The 23,276-nt window shown below is 39.8% G+C and carries 17 protein-coding genes and 2 pseudogenes; 16 read left to right on the forward strand and 3 right to left on the reverse strand.

Translation table 11 applies throughout. The features are described 5' to 3' along the window. Positions 1-45: 45 nt before the first annotated feature. The 11 genes and pseudogenes from RUMAL_RS07290 (at position 46) to RUMAL_RS07345 (ending at position 11,134) form a co-directional block, all read left to right on the forward strand. Positions 46-1,239 carry a DUF4329 domain-containing protein gene (locus RUMAL_RS07290; protein WP_013498114.1) on the forward strand — a complete coding sequence of 398 codons (1,194 nt, stop codon included), beginning with the start codon at positions 46-48 and terminating at the stop codon, positions 1,237-1,239. Positions 1,240-1,589: 350 nt separating this feature from the next. Continuing rightward, positions 1,590-1,805 carry a hypothetical protein gene (locus tag RUMAL_RS07295; protein WP_013498115.1) on the forward strand — a complete coding sequence of 72 codons (216 nt, stop codon included), beginning with the start codon at positions 1,590-1,592 and terminating at the stop codon, positions 1,803-1,805. Between the two features lie 225 nt (positions 1,806-2,030). Then, a complete protein-coding gene (locus tag RUMAL_RS07300) occupies positions 2,031-2,207 on the forward strand; it encodes a hypothetical protein (RefSeq protein WP_013498116.1) in 177 nt (58 codons plus the stop codon). Between the two features lie 7 nt (positions 2,208-2,214). Beyond that, positions 2,215-2,838: pseudogene (locus tag RUMAL_RS22410) on the forward strand (ATP-binding cassette domain-containing protein). Next, positions 2,826-5,210, forward strand: a complete 2,385-nt coding sequence (locus RUMAL_RS07315; RefSeq protein ID WP_013498117.1) for an ABC transporter permease — start codon at positions 2,826-2,828, stop codon at positions 5,208-5,210. Before RUMAL_RS22410 ends, RUMAL_RS07315 begins: the two are co-directional and overlap by 13 nt. 8 nt (positions 5,211-5,218) lie before the next feature. After that, complete coding sequence (locus RUMAL_RS07320) at positions 5,219-5,881, forward strand: ABC transporter ATP-binding protein (protein ID WP_028504401.1); 663 nt, start codon at positions 5,219-5,221, stop codon at positions 5,879-5,881. Between the two features lie 399 nt (positions 5,882-6,280). Next, a pseudogene (locus tag RUMAL_RS20675) lies at positions 6,281-6,985 on the forward strand (amidoligase family protein). Next, positions 6,982-7,293, forward strand: a complete 312-nt coding sequence (locus tag RUMAL_RS07330; RefSeq protein WP_028504402.1) for an AAA family ATPase — start codon at positions 6,982-6,984, stop codon at positions 7,291-7,293. The pseudogene RUMAL_RS20675 and the gene RUMAL_RS07330 overlap by 4 nt, the downstream one beginning before the upstream one ends. A 21-nt stretch (positions 7,294-7,314) precedes the next feature. Beyond that, the gene (locus RUMAL_RS07335) at positions 7,315-7,596 is read left to right on the forward strand and encodes a hypothetical protein (RefSeq protein WP_272868104.1); all 282 of its coding nucleotides are present in this window, start codon (positions 7,315-7,317) and stop codon (positions 7,594-7,596) included. A gap of 271 nt (positions 7,597-7,867) precedes the next feature. Next, on the forward strand, positions 7,868-9,742 hold the full coding sequence (locus RUMAL_RS21285) for a BspA family leucine-rich repeat surface protein (RefSeq protein ID WP_013498119.1): 1,875 nt from the start codon (positions 7,868-7,870) through the stop codon (positions 9,740-9,742). 516 nt (positions 9,743-10,258) lie between these two features. Beyond that, positions 10,259-11,134, forward strand: a complete 876-nt coding sequence (locus tag RUMAL_RS07345) for an IS1595 family transposase (protein ID WP_013483548.1) — start codon at positions 10,259-10,261, stop codon at positions 11,132-11,134. Between the two features lie 16 nt (positions 11,135-11,150). On the opposite strand, the gene RUMAL_RS07350 is transcribed toward RUMAL_RS07345, so the two are convergent. Next, positions 11,151-11,399, reverse strand: coding sequence for a hypothetical protein (locus RUMAL_RS07350; protein WP_013498120.1), 249 nt, complete (start codon positions 11,397-11,399; stop codon positions 11,151-11,153). A gap of 277 nt (positions 11,400-11,676) precedes the next feature. Then, positions 11,677-13,395, reverse strand: a complete 1,719-nt coding sequence (locus RUMAL_RS07355; RefSeq protein ID WP_013498121.1) for a substrate-binding domain-containing protein — start codon at positions 13,393-13,395, stop codon at positions 11,677-11,679. 269 nt (positions 13,396-13,664) lie between these two features. Between RUMAL_RS07355 and RUMAL_RS22415 the strand changes: the two genes are divergently transcribed. From RUMAL_RS22415 to tnpB, 3 genes are all read left to right on the forward strand, one after another. Then, positions 13,665-15,617, forward strand: a complete 1,953-nt coding sequence (locus RUMAL_RS22415) for a fibronectin type III domain-containing protein (protein ID WP_013498122.1) — start codon at positions 13,665-13,667, stop codon at positions 15,615-15,617. Positions 15,618-15,860: 243 nt separating this feature from the next. After that, a complete protein-coding gene (tnpA, locus tag RUMAL_RS07365; protein WP_013498123.1) occupies positions 15,861-16,181 on the forward strand; it encodes an IS66 family insertion sequence element accessory protein TnpA in 321 nt (106 codons plus the stop codon). Further along, positions 16,175-16,453, forward strand: coding sequence for an IS66 family insertion sequence element accessory protein TnpB (tnpB, locus tag RUMAL_RS21735; RefSeq protein ID WP_154662851.1), 279 nt, complete (start codon positions 16,175-16,177; stop codon positions 16,451-16,453). Before tnpA ends, tnpB begins: the two co-directional genes overlap by 7 nt. Positions 16,454-16,457: 4 nt before the next feature. On the opposite strand, the gene RUMAL_RS22925 is transcribed toward tnpB, so the two are convergent. After that, on the reverse strand, positions 16,458-16,760 hold the full coding sequence (locus RUMAL_RS22925) for a tyrosine-type recombinase/integrase (RefSeq protein WP_028504356.1): 303 nt from the start codon (positions 16,758-16,760) through the stop codon (positions 16,458-16,460). Between the two features lie 1,399 nt (positions 16,761-18,159). On the opposite strand from RUMAL_RS22925, the gene RUMAL_RS07385 reads away from it, so the two are divergent. Further along, entirely contained in the window at positions 18,160-20,481 is a 2,322-nt protein-coding gene (locus RUMAL_RS07385; RefSeq protein WP_013498125.1) for an RICIN domain-containing protein, read from the forward strand. A 763-nt stretch (positions 20,482-21,244) separates the two neighbouring features. After that, positions 21,245-23,068 carry a leucine-rich repeat domain-containing protein gene (locus RUMAL_RS07390; RefSeq protein WP_013498126.1) on the forward strand — a complete coding sequence of 608 codons (1,824 nt, stop codon included), beginning with the start codon at positions 21,245-21,247 and terminating at the stop codon, positions 23,066-23,068. Positions 23,069-23,276 lie beyond the last annotated feature (208 nt).

The following is a 23,276-nucleotide window of genomic DNA, read 5'->3' on the forward strand; positions in this document are numbered from 1 at the left end:
GGGTTAAAATTTAAAAGTAATAAAGAAAAAAGGAATTATAATATTATGACTAATTTTAATAAAAAACTGGCTTCGGCTTTAGCAGTAGTCACTTTATTTACATGTGCATCATCGACTTGCCTGACAGCATCAGCAAGTAATTTTATCGGTGATGTTAACAACGATAACAGAGTCGATAATAATGACGTGAATCTTCTGCAACGTTATGTTGTTTACAAAGACGTGTCAATCAACCGTGGTAATGCTGATATAAATGGTGATGGAAATGTAAATATTGCCGATGTAGTGTCATTACAAAAGATGACTAATAATAATAGAGGCAGTTCTATCTCCTGTACTTCGAAGAATAACACCCTACTTAGCAAAGGTCAGCAGTTGACCTCTCCAGATGGCAAATACTTCGCTATCATGCAGAAAGACGGTAATTTTGTTGTATATTACAAAACACCAGTAAAGAATATTGTAATCTGGGCAACATATACACAAAATAATCCCGGAGCATACCTTGCATTACAGCAGGATGGAAACCTTGTTGTCTATAATAGTTCATCTCGTTGGATCTGGCAATCCAAAACAAGCAATCGTCCATTTTCAGATTATATTCTCTCGCTCGGTAATGACGGAATTCTGAGACTTAGGCGAAAAAAAGATGGTAGGCAGCTTTGGAGCAGCCCAAATAATTATCCGAATCTGATTAGTCAAGCACAAAGCAGAGTCAAAGCAAGACATCAGTATTCTTCTATTGATGAAGCAGCAAAAGATTTTATAATTGCTTATAACGGCATGTCAGTTAATCAGAACAGAGAGTATGGTGCAGGCATTGTAAAGGTTGGAAACAAATATACATTTAATCATATTGTTTGGGGACCTGTCAGAAACAGTGTTAATGGTGAATTAGGCGATGATAATTGGAATGAAATAAATTCTTCAGATGCCGTTGCTTATGTTCATACACATGGTAAGGTATGGAATGGAGATAAAGCAAATCTTGTATTTTCTCCAGATGATATGAATGTTGTAGATGATTCCGATCATCTTCAGTATGCTTATCTTGGCAACGAGCATGGTGATGTATATAGGTATAAGAAGAACTCAACTCATTACAGCTATAATGATTATAGAAATAATGGATTGGCAAGCGGTGATCTGATCGCAACTTATCCGCAATATTCATATTTATATTCAAACGATACCTCTTTTAGGCAGAATAACAATCCCGGCATATACAGACTCGGATAATAACGAACCGTAAATTGATCATTATTGTAAGTATCTATATTACATAATTGTACATATTGGCTCTTATAATATATTGGATTCGAAAGCTTCGAAGTACTGACGGTTTAATGGACTTACAATGAAGCGTGATCGTTGTAGTATATAGTTGATGATCGTTTCCGTGTCGGTTATGTGTTGAAATGATCTGATCGAAGATGAATATATCATCTTGATGGATACTACTTTATTTATAAAACGTAACCTAAAAAAATCACCCCTTGCTGAGATTACATCTTGGCAGGGGTGCTCTTTGTACTAGAAGAAGATTAGGATCTCTTATCTCAAATGGAGTGGAGTTTTGACTTTGATGATTGTTCGGTAAAGCGTCGTATGTCCTGTATGAAGGCTTGGATGATTTTCGTCGCAAGATGTATGACGGGATCAAGGATATGTACGAACATACAAATGATTTGACATATAGGTACAATTTTCAGATTGAAAGCGAAGTGCTGGACAATTTTGAAAACGACTTAGATTTTATAGAGGACGTTGTTGCAAAGGATTATCCGCAGTATTACCAGTATTAAAACAATAGTTTTTACATAATAACTTACAACAAACTAGGCAAGAATAATGATGGATATGAGGTAATAGAACTATATCAGGCTTATATATACCGCTCCGACTGCCACAGCTGCACGGACATTTTGCCCACGCTTGCCGCTGACTGCCCACGGGCACTGCACGGCAAAATATGATATACTTGATATGGCACGTCAATGACGTGACTACATATCAAGGAGGTCTATCATATGGTGGACTACAAAGAGATACTCAGGTTTACTAGTATTGGTTACAGTCTGAGGCAAACAGCTGCAAGCGTAGGACATTCTCATCATACCGTCAAGAATGTTCTGGAACTTGCTGAAAAATGTGGTATCGAATGGCCTGTCGATGACGATGTAACTAACGTCGAACTTCTCATATGATACAGAAATGATATTCCATGATGCAAAGGCAAAGTTCAAAAAGGGACACATTTACTACATATGCGGTCAAAGCGGAGTTGGAAAGTCTACGCTTTTACAGCTTATATCAGGTCAGTTGAGAAATTACAAAGGTACGATAAAATACAACGATTCAAACCTTCAAGAGATAGGCACAAAGAACATTTCCGACCTTGTTTCCGTTGTGATGCAGGAAAGTGTACTGTTCAATGATACTATTCTTAACAATATAGTTCTTGATTAGGAGATAGACATTGAACGCATAAGGTATCTTTGCAGGATATGCAATATCCTTGACGATATTGAAGAACTGCCCGATAAATTTGATACGGTAGTCTCAGAAAAGGGTGACAGTTTCTCAGGCGGTCAGAAAAGCAGACTGTGCCTTGTACGAGCACTTTATAAAAACCTTCCAGTCCTTATCATAGATGAGATAACTGCCGGGCTTGACGGAATAACAGAGCGCAATATCAGAGAGAACCTCACTGAGGTAGTCAGCGACAAGATAGTTATAATTGTTACGCACAGCAGCAATTTCATTATGGATAAGTCGATAATTTATAACATAAACGATCATAAAATAAAGCAGGGAGAACCCAGATGTTTAAAATAGTATACAGATATATCCTGAGAAATAAGAAGTATAGTATAGGCGCAATAATAGGTATCATTGTATCAACGATGCTGATGTTCAGTATGATACAGATCAGCGCAAGCTATATTATTTCATACAGGTCTTTCATTAGTTCGGGAGCACCGCAGGATTTCTACGTGGTGGATCTTAGTTATGATGAACTTACAGCTATAAATGATAAGTTCAGTAATATGGGAAAAGATAAGCCTGACAGATACCTTTCTACCATTTACGTTGGCGATATGGACTATGACCTCTCGAAAGCATCAGTCATTATGGGATACGAAGGTGATCTGGATTACTTCAAGAAAACTTCGCTTATAAACGGTGAATACCCTTCAGCCGAAAACGAGATATGCGTTGAGGAAAGCTACACTATATCCAATCCCGAACTAAAAATAGGCGATGACCTTACCCTTGTTTTTACACTGACAGATCAGACCGATGAGAAACAGTTGAAAGTCAGCAGAACTTTCAAAGTGTGCGGAATAATAAAAGACACTATGGATACGGGAAATTTCTTCTTTTCCAATCTAAAAACAGCCGCAGATATCTACAGTGAAAACGGTCTGCCATGCAGCAAATCCAATTCAATAACAGTCGAAGCAGAGGAAGGAAACCTCAATGAAGATAAGCAAGTCATTGCTGTTAATGCTATAAGCGATATCGTAGTTGATGGGACTCCCGAAGATAGAAGATATTTCAACTACGAACAGCTTATCCGAAATGAAGAAAAGACTGCGAATTACGATGAAGAGGGTTCATTCAGGGCGGTATCACTGGGTATATTTCTACTTTCGCTTATAATCGCAGTCTGCCTGACTATATTCGTCTATAACACGATCACTCTCAGCTTTGCACGCAAGATAAGTGTTTTCGGTACTATGCGCTGTATCGGTCTAAACAACAGGCAGCTCATACGGTTCATTCTCTCTGAGCAGTTCCTGATTGTATCGGCAGGAACGATCATAGGTATGGCATCAGGTGCACTGCTTAATCTTGCTGTGGCCGAGAAGATAATGTCTGCACTGATAAATACAGCCGCAAGCATGAAAGTAGAACAGAAAGTATCCACCTATCTGATTACCTATCTGCTTACCCTTGTTTCGTCATTTATTGCCTGCCTTAAACTTATACTTAAAATCAGGAAGACCAATCCTGTAAATATAAGGACATTCAATGCCACCAAAAAGATGCTCACAGAAAAGACAAAAATGTTTTCTTCAAAAAATTATCTTTTTGGTCTTGCTATACGCAATCTTAGAAGGAACTTTGCAAAGAGCGCCATACAGACTGTTACACTAACTGTTAGCTTTCTGCTATGCCTGGTGATAAGTAATGTATTTGCGGTAGTAGGTTTCAATTCTGTCAAGAACGCAGCCGATTTCAGTGATTATTCAATACAGGCAAATATCATCGATCTTAAAAGTAAAAATAACAGTTTCACCGAAGCCGATCTGGATCAACTGCGTTCTACGGATAAGGTAGAAAAGGTATATACAGAGAAATGTTTTGTTGATTACACATGGGACAAAGCAGAACAACAGGACGAAGACGGTAATCTTCAGGTGATGCTGTATGACGATGAACTTTGGACACAGTTTTCGAAAATCAATGGCATCACTTATGACGGATCAGATTCATTTTCAGTATTGATATCAGGAAATGAGTATAAAGAGGTAGAGATCTATTCACGAGATACGGATAATAGGTTCATTGTGAAGCCAGATCACTGGTTTGCTGCTGCCAGCCAGTTAAATTATGCGCTGTACCACAACAGTAATACTCTAATAATAAATGAAAAGCTGGCAGAAAGCAATAATATGGAAAACAAAGGCTACTGTGCATTCCTTGTCAAAACGGATCGTTCAATGTCCGAGCTTTCAGCTATGACATTTTCAGCTTCTGATGTATATGTTACCGATCTTCACGATGGACGTGCAGAATCTGAATCACAGCTTATCGGTATGATCATCATATCAGGATATATAGTTATTGCAACAATAGTGCTCAGTTTTATGATAATAAGCAATACTATCAAGGAAAATATGACAAGCAGAAGGTCGGAATATGGCGTTATGCGAGCTATGGGTCTGAAACTGAAAGATCTGTGGACAGTAGCCTGCTATGAGAACCTTGTGCTTTCACTAATAGCGGTTCTGATAAGTATACCACTTTCTCTTATAGTAAATGTTTATATTTCCTTTGTACTGTTTGATAAGATAAAAATATCGATACTTGCATATCTGCTCGTAAATCTGATATTCATAGGTGCGATAGAACTGTTTGCATATTTCAATATCAAGGGCAGTACAAAAGATTCGATAGTAGAAATGATATATGAAAGGTAGTGATGATCATGGGTATTATTTCATTAAAAAACGTAAACAAATACTATAAAACAGGTGATAACTCCTTTCACGCATTAAAGGATATTAACCTTGAAATCGAAGAAGGCGAGTTCGTTGTTATACTTGGAAAAAGCGGTTCGGGAAAAAGTACTCTGCTTAATGTCATCGGGGGGCTTGACGGATATGATTCGGGTGATGTTATCATGGAGGGTTTCAATTACCAAAATGCTGACGATACTTTGATGTCAGATCTTAGATGCAGAAAGATAGGATTTGTTTTCCAGGCTTACAATCTCATACCAGTACTCAATGTTTATGAGAATATCACCTTTCCGGTAAATATAAACGGTGGAAAGATAGATAAGGAATACATAGCGAATATCATAAAAGAACTGGGACTTGAAGGCAAGGAAATGTCATTCCCGAATCAGCTTTCGGGTGGACAGCAGCAAAGAGTTGCTATAGCAAGAGCTCTTGCCAATAAACCTAAGATAGTTCTTGCAGATGAACCCACAGGAAATTTGGATACTGCCATAAGCTCAGATGTAATAGAGCTACTTACCCATGGAGTAAAGGAGTATGGTCATACTCTAGTAATGATAACTCACGATCCTGATATCGCACAGTACGCAGACAGAGTTGTAACTATAGAAGATGGTAGAATCGTATAAACACTTTATCCGGTAATACCGCCTTAGTACTGGAATATCACTACAGACTAATCACTCGAAATAATCATCTTTTTTGAACTGATGTCACAACCTATGAAGTCAAAAAAGATGATTTCACTTAAAAGCGCGTATTTACGCGCTTTTTTGTTGCCCTGAAACAGAAATTTTTTATATGAAAACCGAAGATGATTTTTGGTATAAAATGCCTTTGGACAGGATTCGAACTCTTTTTTGGAGCGTTTTCAGAAGAATAGAAGATTTTTTTTAAGGGAAAAACAAAAATATAAAGCAAAAAGTTTCACAAACTTTTCAGCCCGAATTTGGTGCTTTTCACGAAATGTGAGAACACCGGATTCGGGCTTTTTTTATTTTTACATTTTAAAGAACGGAGGTGAAAGAATGCCGGGAAATTTTGATGGGATAAAAAATAGAAAATTTGGTATCGAGATCGAGATGACTGGTATAACAAGGTGCGAAACTGCTAAAGCAATTAAAAAAGTTCTTGAAGGTGATATAGATCATGTGGGCGGCACCTACGACAAATACACTGTCGGTGATGACAAAGGAAGAAAATGGCAGATAGTCTTCGACAGCAGTATCTACGCACGAAAGAAAAACTGAGATCTTGCAAGTGACTATTATAAAGTAGAGCTTAACTCCCCTGTGCTTGAATATGAGGACTTTGATCTGCTTCAAAGTGTCATTCGTGCTCTGAGAAAAACAGGAGCGATAACAGGACCAGATTATGACTGCGGTACTCATATCCATATCGATGCGGCTGATTATACGCCGCAACAGATAAGAAACCTTGTAAACCTGTGGTCAAGCAAAGAGGATTTCTTGTGGGACGCTCTTCAGGTATCATCCGCAAGATCAAACTACTGCAAAAAGATCAACCGAACTTTTGTGGAACAGCTCAACCGTAAAAAACCGAAGACTCTAGATCGGATAAGTGACCTGTGGTATGCCGAGACTTCAAACAGCCGCTATAATCACTGCAATCCGACTAGGTACCACGCTCTTAATCTGCACTCGTTCTTTCAGCATGGTCATTATGAGATAAGAGCCTGCAATATGTCGGATATGACGACGGGGGACTGTTGACCAACGCTGTAAGATCTGAACCAAATTGTGTTCTTCTCCTGGACGAAATAGAGAAAGCTCACCCAAAGGTCTATAACGCTCTTCTTCAGGTCATGGACTACGGTATGATGACCGACTCAAAGGGAATAAAGGTCGATTTTACCAATACTGTCATAATAATGACTTCAAATGCAGGTGCTGCATCCATAGTAAAAAAGAACGTAGGCTTCGCAAAAGTTTCTGAAACAGTTGATAATTCTGCAATGGACAAAGCACTCGAAGAGAAATTCCCGCCCGAATTCAGAGGCAGACTTACAGATGTCATATAATTCAATGATCTAACTCCCGAAATTTCAAAAATGATAGTAAGGAAAGAGATCGCTGCTCTGGCAGACAACCTCTATAAGCAAAAAGTCAAACTCACAGTTACCGACAACTGTGTTGAACATCTGGCTGAGGTCGGATACACTCCCATGACAGGAGCAAGAAACATAAAGAATCTTGTTTCCGGGGAACTTTCCGAACTTATTGTAGATGATATGCTTTTTGGAAGTCTTAAAAGCGGTGGCAGCATAAAGATAGACTGGCAGGAAAGATACAAGAAGACTATTAGAACAAAGAAAGCTGTTTGAGAAAACTACGGTCCTCAGAGAAATATAAGGCTCCGAGGGCTTTATTTTTTTCATATATAATCATCGTCACTACCAAATATGGATTTTTCACGTATAATATTTACATGCTGTCAAAAATATACATTAATATTCTTTTCTAATATGAATAGATAACAAACAATCAAGATTATGTGTCAAAATTATTGACAGCGGTGTTCCTGCGTGTTATAATAATTTTGTATTTTATTGATATATTATAGTATTCAACATAATTGGACGGGAGGGCATATTTATGAAGATGAAAAAAGTTTTAGCAGTAATGATGGCGTTTTGTATGACAGCGGGTGCTGTCAGCTATGTTCCGCCGGTAAAAGCACACGCCATCACAACTAAGTTAGCTCCGGCTGATTCAGACTGTTATTATTTTGATGAAACAACAGGCACACTTACACTCAGAGGTGTGGTTGACGGTGATGCATTAAGAAATTTAGATTACAAGGGTAAGGTAATCTCAATTGTAGCTGAAGAAGGTACTGTATTTCCAGAAAATTCTTATTGGCTATTTAAAGGATATTACAATTGTACTTCTATCAATCTTTCGAAAGTTGACACCAGCAGTGTAACAAATATGGATGCTATGTTTTACAGGTGTCAAAATTTAACTTATCTTGATCTGAGCGGCTTTGATACAAGAAATGTTACTAGAATGGCAGATATGTTTTTTTATAATTCCAAATTGACCAAACTAGATTTGAGCACTTTTAACACCAGTCAGGTTACTGACATGACAGATATGTTCTACAATTGTTCAAGCCTGACTACACTTGATCTGAGTGGTTTTGACACAAGCCAAGTTACAAGAAGGGACAGTATGTTCAAGCTTTGTTCAGACTTAAAAGAACTCACTCTCGGCGAGAAATTTTCCGGCATACCAAAAGATGCTGAACTCCCCAATGGCGAGGGCTGGGTAAACGCAAAAGCTCCCACAACTGTTATCAGCGGCAATGGTGATTTTGCTGAAATCGAAAACAGCGGTAAGAACACCTACAAACGCTTACCTATCGTTGAAGAAACCAAGCCCACCTACCCAACAAACATCAAGGTGGAATACAGTGAGAAGTACCGTCAGGTAAGATTTACATGGGACAAAGTCGAAGGTGCTGACAGATATGGTATAGCTGTATACCTGGCAGGAAAGTGGAGAGTACAGAATCAGAATATAACCGGTACGGTTTACACTTCTCCCAAAAACCTTACCCCTGGCATGACTTACAAAGTAGCAATCGCCGCAAGCGTGAACGGTAAATGGGATACAGCTAACGCTATCAAAAATGCTGTAACTGTTACCGTAAGAGGCAATAATTCCTATGTCAAGCCTGACATAGAGCTCAAATATAGTTGGGACTTATATGTTATTGCCGATGAGATCACTATGTATCTCGGACCTGATACAAGCTACGGTAAAGTTACTACTATCCCTAGAAAAACTTTCCTTGATGAACTCGGCATTATGAATGATAATGACAACTGGGCATTTACAAAGTATAACGGACAGTATGGCTGGGTACAAATGGTTAATGAAAAAGGTATAATGGAGGTTCAAATTTGGGGTCCCGTGGCTGCCAAGCCTGTTATCTACCTCTATCCCGAAAAGGAGACAGATGTTCATGTTGAGGTTGAGCTGACCGAAGCTGAACTTTACACTACCTATCCTAAGTACAACAACGGCTGGGATGTAGTAGCTAAGCCAGACGGATCACTTGTGAACAAGGCTGACGGCACTCATCACAGATACCTGTTCTGGGACGCTGTAAACTGTCGTACAGAATTTGATCTCTCCAAAGGATTCTGTGTAGCAGGCAGTGATACCGAGAGTTTCCTCAAAGAGAAACTCAGCTATATGGGTCTGACCGAAGATGAGATGAACGAGTTTATCGTATACTGGCTGCCTAAAATGGAGCATAATAAGTATAATCTCATCTCCTTCCAGAGTGACAAATATACAGATTCCGCAAAGCTGAACATCACACCCACACCCGACAGTATGCTGCGCGTATTCATGACATATGTACCACTTGAAGAGGCAGTGGACATCGAACTGCAGGAACTTTCCACATTTGAAAGAAGCGGCTTCACAGTCGTTGAATGGGGCGGTTCCGAATTATGAAATAAGAGTGTTAAATTGATGCATTTTTAAAGGGCTGTGTCAGCTTATGTAATATATAATGAAGCACTTAATGAATGATTCAGTAGGACATAAATGTACGTATGAAATATTTTTTGAATCTTTAGTTATACTCAGTATCGTAGAAATGAAAAATCCAGTAAGAGCTTATACAAGATGATCTAATTATACCGGACTCGGAATAAACTGAGTCCGGTTTTTTTGTTGAAATCAAAATTTCAGATTTTCATTTTTTGAATTTATGTTTTTCTTAATAGCTCCCTTTTAGTGTACACACGAAAAAGTGTGAAGATTCTAAGGGGCTATTTTATTTCTTGAGACATTAGGATAGCAAATGAACGACACATAGTTACTGTCAAAATATACATTAATATAATTTTCTAACATGGTTATCCCTTTAACACACCACAGATAATTTACAATGCTGTCCAAATAAACAGACCTCAAAACTCAGAAAATATAGTATAATAGTGACAGAAACCGAAGGGAGCTGTCGCTATGTCAAAAAGATTTCCTAAACCTGAGATCACACTTGATGGGATATACTCAAAGTTCGCAGATGAAAGTTTTTGTAAGGATTTTCTGCTTGATATCCGCTTTGAAAAGGGCTTTGCCTGCCCGTTTTGCGGTGGCTCTGAGTACCGCAGGATAAGGTCACGCCACCTGCTGCGCTGCAAGTTCTGTAAAGCTGATATATCCGCCACAAACGGAACTTTTATGCACAGAACACATATTCCGCTGAGGCTGTGGATAGTCACCGCATTCCTCATTATGAGCAACAAATGCAGCGTTTCTGCTGTTACACTGATGAGGTCTTTGGGGGTGACCTACAAGACTGCATGGTACATCCTTCACCGCATCAGAAAAGCTATGAAATGCCGTGAAGAACGCTATTTGCTCGACGGGATCGTTGAACTTGATGACACGTATCTCGGTGCTCCGACTCACGGTAAAAAGCGCGGCAGAGGTACTGAAAAAGTCAAGATGATCGTAGCTTTATCGAAGAACGCAGCAGGAAATCCCGAGTACGTTAAAATGAGCGATGTGCCGAATTTAAAGGGTATAACTGTTGGTAGATTTGCCAGGGATAATATCCGCGCAGGCTCGAAGATCGAGAGTGATAATGCTCGGAGTTACAAGAAACCGTTGGCACAGAAATACTTCCATGTTTTTGAAACATATGATCCGACAAGCGGTCAGCTGAACTGGATGCATAAAGTTATATCAAACTTCAAAGCAATGATCATGGGAACTTACCACGGAAACGAAAAGATCCACACAGCGTTATATGCTGCCGAATACTGCTACAAATTCAACCGTCGTAAGCTGGGAAACAGTGCGTATTTAAGGCTTTTGGCTGCTTTGGTGCAGTGATCTTACTTGTGGTGTGTCAGGGGGATAACCATAATTCATTATAGTCGAAACCAACAAACTGAAAATGTTTCTGGTCAATAAGTACTATCTTTTCATCGCTGTTCTTTTTCTGATATGTGCCCTCTTTAAATCCAAATTCGTTTTCTAATGGCGCAAAAAGATCATCATGATCAGGTTCATCGTCTGTTTCAGAACTGCCGCAACCTGTAATAAGTGCAGTGAAAATCATCAAATGGATAATTAGTTCCTTTTTATTCATTATCATAATCAAACTCACTTATCGCTTATTATAGTCATTTCCGATCTATTAGTTCATTTTTCGGAGATAGATTAAAATTCCACTTATAAATCATAACAAAACCACGTATATTTGTCAATAACAAATCGGATGTTTCATTTTTGTTCATATCGTTTTCGTGATATCTGATATTAATAATAACATTTAATTGTGTAATTCAAACAACGTGCTGATAATAGAACAGTGCAAAGCATACAACACTGATCTTGTTTCTGTAATCAGTCCCAGCCACATGTCCGACAGCTTATTTTTTCGTTCGGTGAAGCCGACGGTATTCCGATGGCGTTTGATGGGTGATGCGCTTGAACTGCTTCATGAAATAGCTTTCTGTAGAATATCCGCACATAACAGTTATCTCTGAAAGCGGGTGATCCGTTTCGGAAAGAAGGCGCTTTGCCTCTTCTACGCGAAAATCTATCAGGTCTTCAAACATGCTTTTTCCGAACAGCTGCTTATAATGTTTTTGCAAAGTGCTTTTTGACAGCCCGCTCTCTTTACAAAGTGCATCGACCGTCCATTGTTCGGCAGATGTTTCGCGCAGCTTTTTACGCAGCATGATCAGCTTTTCATTCAGCGCCGAACGCCTGTGCCCCTGTTCAGTTTCGGAAGTACTGTTCAGTTCATCAGAACATTCGGAATAAAGCCTGTCAAGTGCCTGCGTCAACACAGTAACATAGTTAAGCCAGCCTGCATCGTAAACACGGTAATTCTCACCAAATGATACAGATATGACCCCGAACTGCTTTTCATTCAGATGCAGCGGAGAAACAAACACGATTTCAGGATCGTCTTTACCTGAAAGGAATGCTGATGCGCTATCTAAAGACATATCACAGCGGTGTATCTGCGGAGTCCCGTCAGCATTGCAGGTAGCAGCAAATACATATTCTCCCGAATGTCCGCGAAGATATATCCCTACCCTTTGCATATGGTAGATTTCTTTGCTATGATACAGCGCACACGCCAGAAAATCCGAAACATTTTTTGCCTGTTCGAGAGCAGGAGCCATATTGATGCCGAACGTGTATTCCGACCACATTCGCGGGATCGTTACACAAGGGTCAACAGACAGCTGTTTTGTCGGAATATTGGTGCAGCCACAAGAACTTCCTATCAAAAATCCGCTTTTCTGACTTTCCACAGAACTGCATAAAAGCCCTGTCAAATTGCGATGAAGTCGGCGTACCGCATCTGCACCCAACTGAAAATTATTTCGCACATATGTCGTCAGCGTTACATCAACATTTGCAGTAAATGGGTACCCGTCATATCCTGTCACCGCAACATCGTCAGGTACACGTACACCTCTTGAGATGAGGGTCTTGATAAGTGCAACAGCCATAACATCATTGCCGCAGACTATAGCTTCAGGCATCTGTAATTCACCTGAAAGCAGCTTTTCGGCATAAGGCGTGACAGAATCATACCAGAATGTGCCGTATTCAAAATAGGTATCATCGAAATAAAGTCCATGCTGAGTCATGCGGTCTTTCCATGCTCGCAGTCTTGTCTGTGCCTGAAAGCTGTCCTTCCAACCTGTCAGACAATATATTCGCCTGTATCCGTGAACCTCTATAAGATGTTCGACGACTTTGCCAAACTCATCATAATCATCATACTGCGTGCTGTCAAAAACAGTGTGTGTGCTCTCGTCAACTGTCATGACATATTTCTGCGTTTCCAGCAGCCGATGTTCTATATCTGATATAACGGCAGCACCCATAGTCGTATCATCTTTCAGATAAAGAAAGGCATCAATATCTTTTGCACCGATCATACGGAATATTTCACGTTCAGCCTTTGCATGCGCCTGAACATTATTTTCAAATTGTATCAGCGGCGCAATAATGAGCGCATCACAGCCGCAGTGTCTTAGCTGACTGATCGCACCGCGCAAAATATCCTGAACATATACTCTTGAAAGCACAGGTGCAACTATCCCGATAATAGTTTTTTTACTCACATGCATTTCCTCCCCTTTTATACCTGAACATTTACCGCTTATTCACCGCATATCATGCGGGACATTGTGTCCCTATCTATTGTACTATTATATCATAATAATTTATAATAATCAAGATAATATTACAATCATTGGAAATAAAAATGCGATATTCAGGACAATATTGAATTGACTTTTCGCTTCTGATGCGGTACAATAATAGTACAAAAGTTTTGTTTAAAGAAATAACAAAACTAATACCACAACTGACATTTAGGAGGGAAATATCAATGCAGAAAAAGAAGATCATAGCTGTGCTGGCAGCGGCAGCACTTTATCTGACGCCGTTGACTTCACATATCCGACCGCTTGCATCAGTTTCCGTATCGGCATCTGCGGAAACGATCTCAGATATCCCGCAGGATTATCTTACTGCCTGCGACTGGGTCTGGAAGAATCGTATCGAAACGGAGCGTTCATGTGAAGCATGGTCTACCATCTACGATCAGATCATCGCAGGCAACGGCACACTGCAATACATACTGATATGGCAGTCCTACGAACCGATCACGCTGGCACAAAGACAAAAGCTGCCGCAAATGCTTGAAGAAGCTATAAACAAGTGGAATGACTGCCTTGTGGGCTATGATGACTGGCCGATCGACCACGTTAATGTCAAGGTCGTTGGGTATGCTGTACTCGATGAAAGCTGTATCCTTGACCGTCAGCCGGACGAAAAGGTCTACACACAGACCACGACTTCATGGCTGCATGATGACATGGTATCAAGCGGCATGGGTAATTCAAGCGTCCCGACTATCCAGCCCGCCGAACCTACCGATCTTTCGCGCTATGTACACTGGAACAATAAAAAATGGAACTACAACGGCAGCTACGATAACCGCTATGATATGTACCTTCATGGCATCAAAGGCATGATAAATATGGGCGGCTACGGTTATCACTACGGACAGATACTTTCAGATCAGTCTGTGCTGGGACTTATTGACGGCACGACCACCCAGCATATCCTGCTGCACGAAATGGGACACGGCTTTGGTTTTCCAGATTATTACGGCGGTGAGGGCGAATCTGACGGCTTTCCTCCCGGAGGTTTTCCCGGCGGAAAAGGTTCGATAATGATGGCAGGTTCGTGCAGTTATATCAATACTTTCGACAAATACTTTGCACGCTACACATGGAGCAAGCTAAAAAATGAAGCAGGCAGATTTGACTTGAAAAATGTTCAGCCTGCCGCATCAACAGCTGAATTTACCGACAAGATAACAGCCATCAATATACAGCAGAACGGCTATTCTGCCATAACCTTTGAGAACAACGGCACATACCGTTTCCCTGTCAGCGGCTACTTTGACAGCACTGACAAAGACCTTTCGTTCTATGAGGTCGGAGATACAGTTTCTATCAGCTTCACATACGATAAGTCTGATATGCTGATAAAAAACATCGATCATATACAGCTTATCAGCTATGACCCGATAAAAGGCACTCTTATCAGCAAAGTCAGTGTCATTGATACCGACTATTATAACTCATGGGGCATCGACACATATCTGCAAAAAGGCGATGTGCTGTTCGGTGACAGAACTGCTGACAGATGCGCTGTCACAGAACTGCCCGACTCACTAATTGGCGCGGAAGCTGTACTTACTCCCTGTGATGCAAAATCATCTTCAAAAGAGCAGGCTGCTGTTACTGCAAATAAAGATATTACCCTTTATGTGGGACTTGACAGCCGTGTGACAAATGTACCGTCATGGCTTGGCAGCTTCACAAAAACAAGCCAGACAGTAAAAACAAGCAACAATGTTACATTTCTTCTTTATTCTAAAAAAGTAAATGCAGGCGAGAGCGTTAAACTCGGCGCAAACGGGCAGTCCGCAGGCTGCATGAATTACATCGTGCTTGCATCAGCTGCCGCGAACACCTCAATTTCTGATATTTATCCCGAAATAACCGATGTTGCGTACAGCGAACAATATCATCAGATCAGATTTACATGGAAGCCCGTTGACGGCGCTTCAAACTACGGTATTGCAGTATATCTTGCAGGCAAGTGGCGCATACAGACACAGAACATATCTGCATCGGCAACAAGCTACACCACCCCAAAAAATCTCACGGCGGGCAAGACCTACAAGGTAGCAATCGCTGCAAGAGTTAACGGCAAATGGGATACTGCTAATGCTATCAAAAATGCTGTGACTGTTACAATAAAGTGATTTGAAAAATAAGAAGCGGATAGACCGTCATTATCTGGCGGCTATCCGTTTTTTTGTGCTACGATTTTCATGCAATTGTAATCAATTTTTTGTTTTTATCGTAAGCGTATAACCCTCCGCACCTACCCCATCGAAGTCTAATGAAGTATAATAAACTTCAAGGAACATCATGAAGTAAATTGGACAATCCAAATTGGTACATGGAGTTAATTGGAGTATATTAGACAGGAGAGGGTAAAATATATGCAGTCAAATACGACAAGCATCACAACAATAAAGCAGGAAGTACGTCTGCAAGAATGGGCAGCACAGATCGAGGCGCAGCAGGCGAGCGGATTGACGGTCAGAGAATGGTGCGCAGAAAATGGGATCAAGCCTAACACGTATTACAACCGCTTAAGAAAAGTCCGTGAACAGTATATCGAGAATTCTCCGACCATCATTCCTGTATCAGTTCCTTGTTCAAACGAAAATATCCGCATCGAGAAAAACGGACTTCAAATATCTCTTCCGGCAGATAAATCTGCGGATACTCTGACCGCTTTGGTGCATGAGCTATGCTGAATGATCTGGCAGCGGACGCACAGGTCTATCTTGTTACGGGATACACCGACCTTCGGCGCGGGATAGACGGTCTTGCAGCTATCGTTCAGGCTCAGCTTCGACTTGACCCGTTCTCGAAAGCATTGTTTTTGTTCTGCGGAAGACGCTGTGACAGGATCAAAGGTCTGTTGTGGGAGGGCTTATCCGCAGGTTTTTGTTATCCGAACATTTTTGTGGAACAAGGCTTGATGCTGATGATCAAGCCTTGTTCCTTCAAAAAAATATGCGGATAAAAATTTACCTCAAGCCGCAAAGCCGTGCAAATTCATCCTCGTCATCGGGCCATTCTGGTACCTCATTGCCAGAAGATATTACAGGGTTCCCTATTTCCATGGCCTTGCGTTTTTGTTCCAAAGATGGAAATGCGTAATGGTCCTTCGTGGTCTGGATGCTCGAATGTCCCATTGCCACAGCAATCGTCTCTATTGCCACTCCATCACGATAAAGGTATGTTCTCCGTGTTCTTCGAAGCATATGGGGATAAACTGGATTGGGCAGGTCTGGATGATCCTTTCGGACAATGTCCGCATATTTTTTCACTATGCGCTACACATTCCTTTCCGACATAGATTGTTGTGATACTTGTCGTATTTGACTGCATATATTTCACCAACTCCTATCTGTCTAATATACTCCAATTAACTCCATGGACCAATTTGGATTGTCTAATTTACTTCATGGTGTTCCTTGGAGTTTATTATACTTCATTAGACTTCGATGGGGTAGGTGCGGAGGGTTATACGCTTACGATATTTCAATTCCAATGATATTATTGACAATTTTAAATGAATTCTACAATTTGACCCTGCCGGGATATTGTTTCGGCAGGGTCATGGTTTTGTATACTTGAACTGTTTAACTGTTGAAATTATGTCGTATAATACAGCTATGAATAATGCTATTAAAATTGCGAGATTATTGATGATAAATCTTTAAATATATCGGCAAATGGAATATGACAGACAGCCATTATAATTGCAACGAAAAATAGTATAAGGCTTAATGCAACTTTGTGTTGTTCAATTTTAGGTGCCAGTGTGATGATATTGAAAATAAAAGAACTTAGCGTTAACAACAGAAGTACGAAAGTGAAATGCCAATTACTGCTAACAAATAGCATCCTGCACATATTGCACAGACTGCTTTTGGTCACAACATAGAATATTTTTGTTTTTTGCGCTGTCTACTTGACAGGGGACGGTTCATCTTGGTCTGTGCCAGGCTCTTTTTCTTTGTTGGGGCTGCAACAGCCCCTTTGTTTGTTATTTTAAATCAGGTATTAGGATGTCGCCAAGCGGTAAGGCAAAGGACTATGACTTAAATAAAGACTGGTGATCAACCGTGAAAATCCCTTGCGGATTCTCCGTCTAAAAGGTAAATTCAAGAAGCTCTGCATTGATTTTACAGGGCTTCTTTTGCATTCGAAAAAGATTTTCTTTTTATCGTACAATATTTTCTGCTATCATTTTTTTAGAGATTAATATTGATAACCTGTAGGTCAGACTTGTTGTTGATGTATTTAATCCTATTAGGAGGGGCGCTTTTGTTGTTTGTAAAATTCAAGTATAATTCAGATACACATTGTAATGGAGGAATGATATGCCAAAAGCTATTTTTCGCCCAATCGCATACGGTCGGATTGCGTTCTCTGATCGGTTGATGTTTGGAGGCACATTGTTATTTTGCAGGTTTGTAACATATAAAAAAGTTATGCACGAAAAAAATTCATGCCATTACGCGCGTTTTATTCATTTATATGTTACAATTGACAAACAAAATATTTTATGATAGAATATATATCGTCAGGAATTCACGACAGCTTCCGGAACGGCATATTAAATCAGATTTCTTCAAATTCAGACGTGAAGTTGGAGCAATGTCGCAAAAGAAGCATTTTTTAAGTATTGGAAATCATGAAAAGGAAGGAGCATTGCCAATCATGAATATATTGAAAAAAGCAGCACTCAGCGCAATGGCAGCAGTCATGGCGATAACAGGGCTTGCAGCCACTGTCCCGTCTTTGGAGGTCGGTGCAGAACACTACGGAGAAAATGAACTGACCGCTGAACTTGAGCAGATTGCAGCTTTGAAGAAGACCGTTTTAAATGATTATAAAACGGGCAAGTTTACGCAGTATACAGCCCCATCCGAGTGGAGTGTGCTGTGTGTAAAGTTCAGCGATGTTACGTTTAATAAAGGAACGTCTGGCGAAAGGCGTTATACAATCCCGCATAACAGTGATGCAAACACTGTCATTGACCATGGAATTCAGAGATTTGAAGAAACAATGGAAGATATGTCCAATGGTCAGGTTGATTTTAAAATCACTACAATTTGGGTAGATGAACCTGTTAAAGTAGTATATAATCACTTTGGATACGGAGAAATCATAAGCCAGATTAAACAGGTCATCCCGTACAATTCGTTTGATTCTGTATTCTTTTTCAGCAGTCAGGAAGGCACAAATGGAATGACATATGACAATTTAGCAGGTAATACTTTTGGTCATTCATATGTTCAGCCTTTTAACATTGCTGCTGAGATGAAAGCCATTAAGAATCACTATACAATCGAACAAGAGGAAAAAGAATGCTGGACCTGCGGTATTATGACACATGAATTTTTCCATCAGGTTGATGCAGCTGCAAAGGAAGTGCTGGGCGAAACGAATTTTCCGATGTGTCATGATTATCAGGTAAACGGCAATAGGCTGCCAGATGAAAAGGTTAACGATCCAAAGTACGGATATCTGGTGAAAGGAGAAACCGGAAAATATGACTCCCTGCTTGTGAATAAAAATAAGTTCAAATACGTGATAGGAAAATATCCGGATTATCTCGGTGACTATTATGAAGCATTCTTCAGAGGAGAAATTTACTATCAGGAATCTTCTACAAAACAGGTCAGAAAAGGTATGTTCCCATCTATGTGGCGTTATTTAGACAGAACTGCACGTTTGAATCGATATAATTACACAATTCGTAACGTCGAAACCGGAAACTATCTCAAAAAGGAAGATGAGGTTGACGTGCCTGGTGCTTCCGTATTGAGTAGTGTAAAGACAACAGATCTGTTCTCGGAGAATGTACAATGGAAATTAACTGCTAATCTCTCTGCAGCAGATCCAGCTGTATTTCAGTTGATTCCGGCAGCCGATACAACGCAGTTGATTCGAGCAGAAAAAGGTTCACCGTACGGTACTGCTGCACTTTATAGATCCGGTTGGGGAACGGCTGAGACTGCAAACAAGGGATTTGGATTTAAACTTGTTCCAACAACGGATTCCAAGGGCAACTTCGCTTACAGGATTCAGAGCACCCTTGATGTTTTCAAGAACTGCTATTTCCGTGATAACGGCAATGGCAGCGTGTGCATTGAATCCAATACCAAGAACAACACATGGGATATCGAGAAAATAGGTATCCAGTCCGGCAAATACTATATCAAGAATCTCAAAACCAGAGGCGCTCTGACCGTCAGCAATAACGCTGCTGCGATCACCGAGTATTCAAACGGTAATGGCAATGTCAATCAGGAATGGATGATTATGGAGGATAAGAACGGCTTCTTCAACATCTATTCTGCTGTTGCAAATACAAACCTTTATTTCGACGTTGTGGATAACAACGCGCTTGAAGGCAACAAGGTTCAGCTTTATGGTAAAAGCACGAGGTACGCTGATGCACAGCTTTTCCAGTTCAAAAAGAACTGCAGCGGTTTCTACACCATTATTTTCAATCGCAACCCCGAACTTTGTATTGCATGGAATGCGAACAAGAATCAGATGGAACTCCAGAAGATTAACGGTTCTGCTGAACAGACATGGGATATCGGACAGACTCAAAAGACACCGTCAATCCAGTCAGGCAAATATTACAATATCAAAACTGCTGACGGCGAATACCTTAGTTGGAACGGTTCGACTGTTACCAAATCCGCATCTGCTGCAAAGTGGAAGATTACGGACAAGGGTAACGGTTACTACTGGATCGAAGCGAACACCACAAACAGCATCCGATTCCTCGATGTGTTTTATTCCAAGAATGAGGAAGGTACGCAGATCAGAGTCTGCACGGATACCACGCTTTGCGCAGATGCAGAAGGTGCGCGCTATGCACAGAACTGGGCATTTGTTCCGAATGCTGACGGCACTCTTAAGATCATGCCGAAGCTGACCTTTGCAAGAGGTCTGAAATTCAGCGGTACTAACGCACAGCTTTCTAGCACGCCTGACAGTTTCACGCTGGTTCTTGCAAAATAATCAAACAACCCAAAGCCAGAGATTTGCAGGTCTCTGGCTTTCTTTTATTCTCTTTCAGCAAGAAGACTCCCACCTCTTAGGTGGGAGATGAATTGCGTTTCTTACTCACCGGACTTTTCACTTTGCTCATAGCATAAAATATTCAGTCGAATAAAATGGAGTGGCTAAAATACAGTGGATTTGGATAATAAAGCACATTCTTGCTTTACAAAATGGGAGATTTTTTTTACAGGGCGAGAACACACGTTATTTCAGCTGTGGGATGAAGCACTGTTTTTATTTTTTATAATATGGTTATCCCCTTAACACACCACAAGTAGTACTGGAATATCACTACAGAATAATCACTCGAAATAATCATCTTTTTTGAACTGATGTCACAATAAGACCTCGTAAACGTATAGTTTGCGAGGTTTTTTGTTACTTCTCAACTGCATTTTCTACAGGTGAAAATGTTCATTTGCAGCCCGTAAATTTACGATAGAATGAGCTGAGATATTGAAAGAATATCAGGAAAAAACAAACGTCATAACGTGTAAAGCGTTTGATATATCAATTAAGCGGCAGGGTTTCGGCTCTGCTGATTTTTTTGTACAGTTTTTTTTCAGGATGACAGATAAATAGGTAAAACTTAAACAAGAAAAAGATTAATGTTAACGATTAATTTGTGATTACATAAAATGATTTAAAAAATCCATTGACAAATAATGACACACGTGCTAAACTGATAACATAATTGTTTTTTATATAGGAGGAACTAAACATGAAAAGTAAAAAAATCATTTCAGGTCTGTTGGCATTGAGCCTGGTATTTGGTGGGGCTGTGGTGCCGAGTGCAGTAATAGGTAATTCTGTTATCTCTGCAAGTGCGAGCAGCATTTGTGATGATTCCTTGTTTATTAGTTATGGTGGTAATCATGCGGTTGATTTTACTTCGGAGGATAATCACTATTCTTATTATATCTTCAAAGATGGTACAGTTTACTTATTTGAAATCCAGGGATTATATGATGATACTGGTGAATGGCATAAATATGATGAGGAGATGGTAATGCCAAGTGAGATCGATGGCAAAGCAGTAACCTGTATCGGATATGCTGCTGTAGGTACTAATTCGATCGTAAAAAAAATAACGGTCCCCGAAGGCATTACAATGATCGATAATGGTGCTTTTCAATCTAGTTATAGTCTTGAAAGCATAGATTTACCTGACACAGTAACATATATTGGTGATTATGCATTTGAATGTGATGAAAAACTTAAAAGCTTTAAGATCCCTCCAAAAGTAACTACAATAAATAATTTAACTTTTATGGGATGTAAAAGTCTTACATCTGTATCAATACCGGATGGTGTGACTAGTATTGGTGATTATGCATTTGAATACTGTGAAAGCCTTCCGTCAGTTAATATACCGGATAGTGTTACTAGTATTGGTGACGGTTGTTTTTATGGATGTGTAAATCTTAGAAGTATAGTTATCCCTGCAAGTGTAACGAGTATTAGTAAAAATGCATTTGTTAAAGATGAATATTATGAAAATAACGAGATAAAATATCGCCCTTTGAAAAATCTAACAATTTATTGCTACAAAGGATCATACGCTGAGGAGTATGCAAAAGCAAACGGATTAAAATATTGTTTATTAGATCAGGGTTTTGTTTACAAGCAGCTTGACGATAATACCATTGAGATAATTAAGTATGTCGGTAATGATACAGAAGTCAATATACCAAGCAAAATTGACAATATTCCTGTAACAAGTATTCATTCCGCTGCATTTTATGGCTCTAATACAATTAAGAGTGTTGTTATACCGGATAGTGTTGTTTCCTTAGGTGATGCGGTTTTCGGTGGCTGTACAAACCTTGAGAACGTATCTTTATCAAATAACGTAAGATCTATTGGTCAAGTTGTATTTTCAGGTTGCTCATCTCTGAAAGAGATCGTGATACCTGATAGTGTTACAAGCATTGATTCAGCTGCTTTCCTTGATTGTATCGGTCTTGAGAAAGTATATTTATCTAATAATTTGGAAACTATCGGTGCTTCAGCATTTAATGGATGTAAATCACTGAAAGAAATAGTGATACCTGATAGCGTGATATCTATTGAATCTGCCGCATTTGTTAATTGCACAGGTCTTGAAAGTGTCACTATTCCAAAGAATGTTGTATCAATAGGTGAATATGCATTTGCCGTATGCGATAATCTGACTATATATTGCTACACAAATTCTGCAGCTCAGCAGTATGCTATTGATAATGAGATCAAATATGAGCGTATAGATGCATCAAAGCCATTTGTTCCTACTTACCCCACAAACATAAAAGTAGATCACAGCGAACAGTACCACCAGGTAAGATTCACATGGGACAAGGTTGAGAATGCAGAAAAGTACGGCATAGCTGTATACCTCGCAGGCAAGTGGAGAATACAGACACAGAATATCACCGGTACGATTTACACTACTCCCAAGAACCTTACTCCCGGCAAGACCTACAAGGTAGCTATCGCTGCTAAGGTGAACGGTCAGTGGGATGTTAATAATGCTATCAAGAATGCTGTTACTGTTACAGTAAAGTGATAGGTTTCATCGACATAATTTTATAAACACCAAGCGGATAGACCATCCCGATCGGATGGCTATCCGCTTTTTTATCAGAATGGTATAAAAAGAATCTCAAGTTGTTTTATTCAGAAAGATTAGATAAGTATTCTGTGTTTTCAAAATCTCCTCACACCGGGTCTTATATGTTACGTACTACAGTAAATCTTCTTGCTCAATGCCATAT

It is taken from the genome of Ruminococcus albus 7 = DSM 20455 (assembly GCF_000179635.2).
Lineage (GTDB): Bacteria > Bacillota > Clostridia > Oscillospirales > Ruminococcaceae > Hominimerdicola > Hominimerdicola alba.

Coding starts and splice junctions, on each gene's coding strand:
- RUMAL_RS07290 (WP_013498114.1), top strand. CDS start 46: ATGACTAATTTTAATAAAAAACTGGCTTCGGCTTTAGCAGTAGTCACT.
- RUMAL_RS07300 (WP_013498116.1), top strand. CDS start 2,031: ATGGTGGACTACAAAGAGATACTCAGGTTTACTAGTATTGGTTACAGT.
- RUMAL_RS07315 (WP_013498117.1), top strand. CDS start 2,826: ATGTTTAAAATAGTATACAGATATATCCTGAGAAATAAGAAGTATAGT.
- RUMAL_RS07320 (WP_028504401.1), top strand. CDS start 5,219: ATGGGTATTATTTCATTAAAAAACGTAAACAAATACTATAAAACAGGT.
- RUMAL_RS21285 (WP_013498119.1), top strand. CDS start 7,868: ATGAAGATGAAAAAAGTTTTAGCAGTAATGATGGCGTTTTGTATGACA.
- RUMAL_RS07345 (WP_013483548.1), top strand. CDS start 10,259: ATGTCAAAAAGATTTCCTAAACCTGAGATCACACTTGATGGGATATAC.
- RUMAL_RS07350 (WP_013498120.1), bottom strand. CDS start 11,399: ATGATAATGAATAAAAAGGAACTAATTATCCATTTGATGATTTTCACT.
- RUMAL_RS22415 (WP_013498122.1), top strand. CDS start 13,665: ATGCAGAAAAAGAAGATCATAGCTGTGCTGGCAGCGGCAGCACTTTAT.
- tnpA (WP_013498123.1), top strand. CDS start 15,861: ATGCAGTCAAATACGACAAGCATCACAACAATAAAGCAGGAAGTACGT.
- tnpB (WP_154662851.1), top strand. CDS start 16,175: ATGCTGAATGATCTGGCAGCGGACGCACAGGTCTATCTTGTTACGGGA.
- RUMAL_RS07385 (WP_013498125.1), top strand. CDS start 18,160: ATGAATATATTGAAAAAAGCAGCACTCAGCGCAATGGCAGCAGTCATG.
- RUMAL_RS07390 (WP_013498126.1), top strand. CDS start 21,245: ATGAAAAGTAAAAAAATCATTTCAGGTCTGTTGGCATTGAGCCTGGTA.